The organism is Arthrobacter sp. Ha26, assembly GCF_059091705.1.
Window position 1 is genome coordinate 484,135 of sequence record NZ_JBNHGX010000003.1, and the last position, 6,379, is coordinate 490,513.

General features: G+C 67.7%; 6 protein-coding genes. 2 read left to right on the plus strand and 4 right to left on the minus strand.

The annotated features are described in order from the left end of the window. Positions 1–26 precede the first annotated feature (26 nt). Positions 27–1,469, minus strand: coding sequence for a dipeptidase (locus tag AC5RVY_RS10765; protein ID WP_493954686.1), 1,443 nt, complete (start codon positions 1,467–1,469; stop codon positions 27–29). Positions 1,470–1,560: 91 nt separating this feature from the next. Here AC5RVY_RS10765 and AC5RVY_RS10770 point away from each other — a divergent pair, with 91 nt between their 5' ends. After that, positions 1,561–2,163 (plus strand): DUF3043 domain-containing protein, encoded by a 603-nt coding sequence (locus AC5RVY_RS10770; protein WP_493954687.1) that lies wholly within the window; start codon positions 1,561–1,563, stop codon positions 2,161–2,163. A gap of 92 nt (positions 2,164–2,255) precedes the next feature. Here AC5RVY_RS10770 and AC5RVY_RS10775 read toward each other — a convergent pair whose 3' ends face one another. Continuing rightward, positions 2,256–3,326 (minus strand): quinone-dependent dihydroorotate dehydrogenase, encoded by a 1,071-nt coding sequence (locus tag AC5RVY_RS10775; RefSeq protein WP_493954688.1) that lies wholly within the window; start codon positions 3,324–3,326, stop codon positions 2,256–2,258. Between the two features lie 119 nt (positions 3,327–3,445). Between AC5RVY_RS10775 and AC5RVY_RS10780 the strand changes: the two genes are divergently transcribed. Further along, complete coding sequence (locus AC5RVY_RS10780; RefSeq protein ID WP_493954689.1) at positions 3,446–4,489, plus strand: alpha/beta hydrolase; 1,044 nt, start codon at positions 3,446–3,448, stop codon at positions 4,487–4,489. Between the two features lie 43 nt (positions 4,490–4,532). Here the strand turns inward: AC5RVY_RS10780 and AC5RVY_RS10785 are convergent, their stop codons facing one another. Both AC5RVY_RS10785 and recO read right to left on the minus strand, forming a co-directional pair. Further along, positions 4,533–5,369: an isoprenyl transferase gene (locus tag AC5RVY_RS10785; protein WP_493954690.1), complete on the minus strand. Its 837-nt coding sequence runs from the start codon at positions 5,367–5,369 to the stop codon at positions 4,533–4,535. Positions 5,370–5,371: 2 nt separating this feature from the next. Beyond that, complete coding sequence (recO, locus tag AC5RVY_RS10790) at positions 5,372–6,124, minus strand: DNA repair protein RecO (protein ID WP_493954691.1); 753 nt, start codon at positions 6,122–6,124, stop codon at positions 5,372–5,374. Positions 6,125–6,379 lie beyond the last annotated feature (255 nt).

Sequence of the window (6,379 nt, forward strand, 5' to 3'; positions counted from 1 at the left end):
AGAACGTGCCCGGAACACCTGATTCCCTAAAGTCCGCCGCTGTTCAACCGCGCCAGCAGCAGCGCTTCGGCGAGGATGGCTTTCCGGAAATCGCCAAGGTGCAGGGACTCGTTGGCGCTGTGTGCTCGCGAGTCCGGGTCCTCCACGCCCGTCACCAGGATCTGGACTTCGGGGTACAGCTCGGTGAGGTCCGCGATGAACGGAATGGAACCGCCGATTCCCGTCTCCACGGCGGGGACGCCCCACGCCTCGCCCAGGGCCCATAACGCCAAGGCAGCGGCAGCTGAGGAAGTATTTGTCTGGAAGGGGTTGCCGCTCTCCCCCGGCGTGAAGATGACTTTCGCGCCGAACGGGGCGTTGGCTTCGACGTGCGCGCGGACTGCCTCCATCGCTGCTTCGGGCGCCTGGCCCGGCGCCAGCCGGAGGCTGAACTTGGCACGCGCCCTGGGCAGCAGCGTATTGGAGGCCACGTTTACGGCGGGAGCGTCAAAACCGATGATGGACAACGCTGGTTTGGTCCACAGCCGCGAGGCTATGCTGCCTGTGCCGGCGAGGCGGACGCCGTCGAGCACGGAGGCGTCGGCCCGGTAGTCGGCCTCGGGGAAGTCCACAGAGGTGGTATCGGTGGCAACCAGCCCAGGGATGGCGACGTTGCCGTCGTCGTCATGAAGGGTGGCAATCAGGCGCGCCAGCAGCGTGGGGGCATCCAGCACCGGGCCACCGAACATTCCCGAGTGCACGGCGTGCTCCAGGACCTGGACTTCGATGGTTCCGTCCACCAGCCCCCGAAGGCTTGTTGTCAGGGCCGGTACGCCCACCTTCCAGTTGCTGGAATCCGCGACGACGATGACGTCGGCGCGGAGCGCTTCCCGGTTTGCCTCCAGGAAAGGCCTGAAGGTGGGAGAGCCTGCCTCCTCTTCACCCTCGATGAAGAAGGTAACGCCGAGGCCGAGCTCCGCACCGAGGACCTCGGAGACGGCAGCATAGGCGGCGATGTGGGCCATGATGCCGGCTTTGTCGTCCGCGGCGCCGCGGCCGTAGAGCCGGCCGTCCTTCTCAACGGCGGTGAAAGGTTCCGTTTCCCACAATGCTTCGTCGCCTGCGGGCTGGACGTCATGGTGAGCGTACAGCAGGATGGTCGGCTTGCCCTCGGCGGCAGGACGGCGGGCGACGACGGCGGGACCGCCGGGGGTGCCGTCCGGCTTGTCACAGCCCAGGATCCGGACGTCTTCGAGGCCGCAGCCGCGCAGCAGCTCCGCCACGGCTTCAGCGCTGCGTTCCAGGGGCGACCTGTCAAAGCTGGGCCAGGCGATGCCCGGAATCGTGACGAGTTCCTTAAGGCGCGCAAGGGTCTGGTCGAAAGCGCTGTTGATGGCGGCCCGGAGATCGTCCGTGCCTGGGCCTGCGGCGGAGCCGGCGGCTGGTGCTCCGCTGATGCTGTCCGGGGTTGCCGGTGAGGGTGAAGTCATGGAAAAGAGATTACCCTCGTCACATAGTGCCCCACTGCAGGCAGGCGCACGGTCAGCAAGCCGGCCCCCTCCCGCAAGGTATTCTGTTCAGGTGTTCGGACGTAAAAAGGAAGCGCCCTCGGCGCAGGAAATAGTTGACCAGCAGGTTGCGGACGCTGCGGCGCGGCAGGGCGGCATAGCAGGCAAGGGCGCCCCCACCCCAACGCGGAAAGCGCAGGAAGCGGCCCGCAGGCGCCCGCTGGTGCCGGAGGACCGCAAGGCCTCGAAGGCTGCCGAGCGCCAGGCCGTCCAGGACCAGCGGCTCAAGATGCGCCAGGCCTTGGACACCGGGGATGAAAAGTTCCTGCCGCTGCGGGACAAGGGTCCCCAGAAGCGGTTCGCCCGTGACTACGTCGATGCACGGTTCAGCCTCGGCGAGTACCTGATGTTCGGGGCCTTGGTGTTTGTCCTGGTGTCCTTGGTGGTTCCGGCCTCGAGCGACATGATGATCTACGTCCTGGGCGGTTTCTGGGTGATGTTCCTGGCCGTCTTCGTGGACGTTTTTATCCTTTCCCGCAAGCTGCGCAAGCGGCTGGCCGAAAAATTTGGCGAGGTGGAGCGCGGCACCGTCTGGTACGGCTCCATGCGCTCCCTGCAGTTCCGCAAGCTGCGCCTGCCCAAGCCCCAGGTCAAGCGCGGGCAGTACCCGGCCTGACCCTGGCGCGGACAAGGGCCGCACAAAGAGACAACCCCGGCGGGATGACCTGCCGGGGTTGTCTCTTTAACCGTCAAGGTGCCTGGGAACTCTCAGGGCCGGCGGTTCTTCGCCAGCTGGCGGTTGATGCGGGCGGCCCAGAACGGTCCTTCATAGAGGAAGGCGGTGTAGCCCTGCACCAGGGTGGCTCCGGCGTCGAGCCTGTCCTGGACATCCTGCGCCGTCTCCACGCCGCCAACTGCCACCAGGGTCAGGGAATCACCCGTGACCTTTTTGAGCCGCCGCAGTACTTCAAGTGAGCGCTGCTTCAGCGGTGCACCTGAGAGCCCGCCCGCGCCGCATTTTTCCACCTGCCCGGCGGGGGACGCCAGGCCCGTCCGGGCAATGGTGGTGTTGGTGGCGATGATGCCGTCCAGCTTCAGGTCCAGCGCAAGGCGGGCGACGTCGTCGATATCCTCGTCGCTCAGGTCCGGGGCGATCTTCACCAGCAAGGGAACGTGCCGGCCTGCGGCCCGGTCAGCTTCTTCGCCGACGGCGGTAAGCAGCGGACGGAGGCTTTCCACGTCCTGCAGGAGCCGCAGCCCGGGCGTGTTGGGCGAACTGACATTGACCACGAGGTAGTCGGCGGCGGGTGCGAGGCTGCGCGCGCTCACCAGGTAGTCCTCCACGGCATCCGCCAGTTCCACCGCCTTGGTTTTGCCGATGTTGACGCCGATGACGGGGCGCACTGAAGGATGGCGGCGCTGAAGTGCGGCCCGCGCAGCGGCCAGCCGCGGGGCCACGGCGGTGGCGCCGTCGTTATTGAATCCCATCCGGTTGATCACGGCACGGTCCTCAATCAGGCGGAACAGGCGCGGCTTGTCGTTTCCTGGCTGGGCCTGGCCGGTGATCGTTCCCACCTCGACGTGGCCGAAGCCAAGTTCAGTGAGGGCTTCGATGCCGTGGCCTTCCTTATCGAAGCCCGCGGCGAGGCCGAAGGGTGACGGGAAGGTGATGCCAAACGCCGCGGTCTGAAGTGAGGGTGCAGGCGCTGTCAGTTTCGCCAGGATCCTTCCGGCGCCGGAGCTGTGCGCCAGCCTGATGCCTTTGAATCCGATTTTGTGGGCGCGCTCGGCGTCCATCCATGAAAAGGCCAGCCTGAAGAATGTGGGGTAAACGCGCATGCTTCCTAGTTTTCCGTCTTGGCGGCGCCACGCCAAAACGGGCCCGCCAAGATCGCGGGCCAAAACCATGCCCGGGCGGGCCAGCGATGCCAGGCCGTGGCGCGGATTAGCATAAAGCCATGGAATGGCAGCGGGACATCCTGGGCGAGGAGTTCGAGTCCTTCGCCTTCTCCGCTGCCGGGAAAGACGGTGTGGAACGGGAAGCCACCCTGGTCCGGTTCCGGCCGGCGGCGCAGGAGTCAGGACCACAGGAGTCAGGACCACAGGAAGCGGGGCGGCTGGACTCCGGGCGGCAGGAGTCCGCCCGGAAATCCGCCCCCGCCGGCAGCCACCGGAGGGCTGTCCTTTTCCTGCACGGCTGGAGCGACTATTTCTTTAACGTAGACCTTGCACGGTTCTGGTCCTCCGCGGGCTACGACTTTTACGCCCTGGACATGCACAACCACGGCCGGAGCCTCCGTCCCGGGTCACCCGGCGGCTATGTGGCGGATCTGGCCGATTATGACGCCGAAATCGAGGCGGCCTCCCGAGTCATCAGCCAGGAGGGTTCGGTGCTGCCGCTGACCCTGATGGGACATTCAACGGGCGGCCTGGTGGCGGCATTGTGGGCAAGCCGGCATCCGGGAGGCGTCTCACAGCTGGTCCTTAACAGCCCGTGGCTGGAGATGCACGGGAGCGCCCTGGTGCGGCGGGCGGCTTCGGGCGTGGTGGGGCCGATGGCGCGTTTCAGGCCGGAGGCAGTGCTGCGGCTGCCGCCGCGCGGTTTCTACTGGCGCACCATCAGCAGCGCAGCTGACGGGGAATGGGCCCTGGACGACCAGTTCCGGCCGCCCATGGCGTTTCCCGTCCGTGCTGGGTGGCTGAGTGCTGTGCTGGCCGGCCATGCGAAAGTGGCGCACGGATTGAACATCGAGGTTCCCGTCCTGGTGCTGCTGTCCCGCGGGAGCGCCAACGGCCTCTTTTGGTCCGAAGAGATGCGCCGGACGGACGCGGTGCTTGACGTCAACATCATCGCCGCCCGCGCGCTCACCCTGGGCCGGACTGTCACCGTCGAAAGGATCGACGGCGCCCTCCACGATGTGTTCCTCTCCCCTGCCGGGGTCCGCGCCGACGCCTACGGGCGGCTGGCGCGCTGGCTTCGGGCCTACGGGGGCCCGGCCTGACGGGAGGACGGAAGCCGTCAGCCGGCGCGGCCCGGGGCAGGGCTTACTGCGAGGAGTCGCCTGCCGGCCGCGCGGCGTCAACGGCGCCGCCATACCGCCGGTCCCGGCGGGCGTACTCCTCCACGGCGGCCCACAGGGTGCGGCGGTCAACGTCCGGCCAAAGGGTGTCCATGAAGACGAATTCGGCGTAGGCGGACTGCCACAGCAGGAAGTTGGACAGCCGCTGCTCCCCCGAGCTGCGCAGAAAAAGGTCCACGTCCGGCAGGTCCGGCTCGTCAAGGTATTTTTGGATGGTCCGCTCGGTGATGGCTCCGGGCTTGAGCCTGCCCGCTGCAACATCCGCCGCGATGGCGGAGACGGCGTCGGTGATCTCCGCCCGTCCGCCGTAATTAACACACATGGTCAACGTACAGGTGCTGTTGCCCGCCGTAAACTGCTCTGCCTCTTCGAGTTCGCGGATCACCGAACCCCACAGCCGGGGCCGACGGCCGGACCAGCGGACCCGGACACCCCATTCGTCGAGCTGGTTACGCTGCCTCCTTAGCACGTCCTTGTTAAATCCCATGAGGAAGCGTACTTCTTCAGGGGAACGCCGCCAGTTCTCGGTGGAAAAAGCGTAGACGCTGACGTACTCAATGCCCAGTTCGATAGCCCCTGCCATCACGTCCAGCAGTGCGGGTTCCCCGGCTTTGTGCCCTTCGATCCTTGGCAGCCCCCGCTGGTTGGCCCAGCGGCCGTTGCCGTCCATCACGATGGCCACATGGCGGGGAATAAATTCCGCTGGAATGGGCGGCGCCACGGCTCCCGAGGGGTGCGGATCGGGAGCCACCACGGGGTGCTTCCGCTGAGGGGCTGTGTTGTTCTTTTTTCCCAAGGCCACTGTCAGCTGCGCTCCACATGTTTGAGGGACTTCAGTACTCGTTCAAGATGCCACTGCAGATACGCTGCCACCAGGCCGGCCGCCTCCTTGCGGTGCACGGGCAGCGAAGCGTCAGCCATTGCCCAGTCCCCGGTTAACAGCGCGGCCAGCAACAGCACGGTTTCCGCCGCCGGCGCCGGCGAGCCCGGCGGCCTGCAGCCGGCACAGACCATCCCGCCAAGGGGCGCGGAAAAAGCATTGTGCGGGCCCGGCAACCCGCAGCGGGCGCAGTCTGTAAAGCTCGGCGCCCAGCCGCCGGTGGCGAGTGCCCGGAGCAGGTAGGAGTCCAGGATCAGCCCGGCGGCGTGTTCATCCCGGCTCAGCGAGGCAAGCGCACCGACCAGCAGGTTGTACTGCGCGGTTCCCGATTCGCCGTCAACATCGGTGAGCTTCTCGGCCGTTTCTGTCATGGCGGCGGCTACGGTGTACCGCCCATAGTCTGCGGCGATGCTCCCACCGTAGGCACCTTTGGCCACTGCCTGGGTGACGATGTCCAGTGTCTTGCCGGACACCAGCTGCAGGTCCGCCACCATGAAGGGTTCAAGGCGGGCACCAAACCTGCTGCTGGTCCGCCGGACACCCTTGGCAACGGCCCGGACCTGGCCGTGATGTTTAGTCAGGAGCGTGATGATGCGGTCCGCTTCGCCGAGTTTGTGGGTACGGAGGACGACGGCGTCGTCCCGGTACGCGCGGGAGGCGAAAGAATGTTGGGCCACGCCTAATCTTCCCATCCTTTGCGGGCACGCCCCGCCAGTGCGGGGCGGGCGGCAGCTGGGTCCCCTGGCGTGGGGGGGGGGGGGGGGGGGGGGGGGGGGGGGGGGGGGGGGGGGGGGGGGGGGGGGGGGGGGGGGGGGGGGGGGGGGGGGGGGGGGGGGGGGGGGGGGGGGGGGGGGGGGGGGGGGGGGGGGGGGGGGGGGGGGGGGGGGGGGGGGGGGGGGGGGGGGGGGGGGGGGGGGGGGGGGGGGGGGGGG

Bases quoted from the DNA above. Each gene is read 5' to 3' on its own strand.
- AC5RVY_RS10765 (WP_493954686.1), bottom strand. From the start codon at position 1,469: ATGACTTCACCCTCACCGGCAACCCCGGACAGCATCAGCGGAGCACCA.
- AC5RVY_RS10775 (WP_493954688.1), bottom strand. From the start codon at position 3,326: ATGCGCGTTTACCCCACATTCTTCAGGCTGGCCTTTTCATGGATGGAC.
- AC5RVY_RS10780 (WP_493954689.1), top strand. From the start codon at position 3,446: ATGGAATGGCAGCGGGACATCCTGGGCGAGGAGTTCGAGTCCTTCGCC.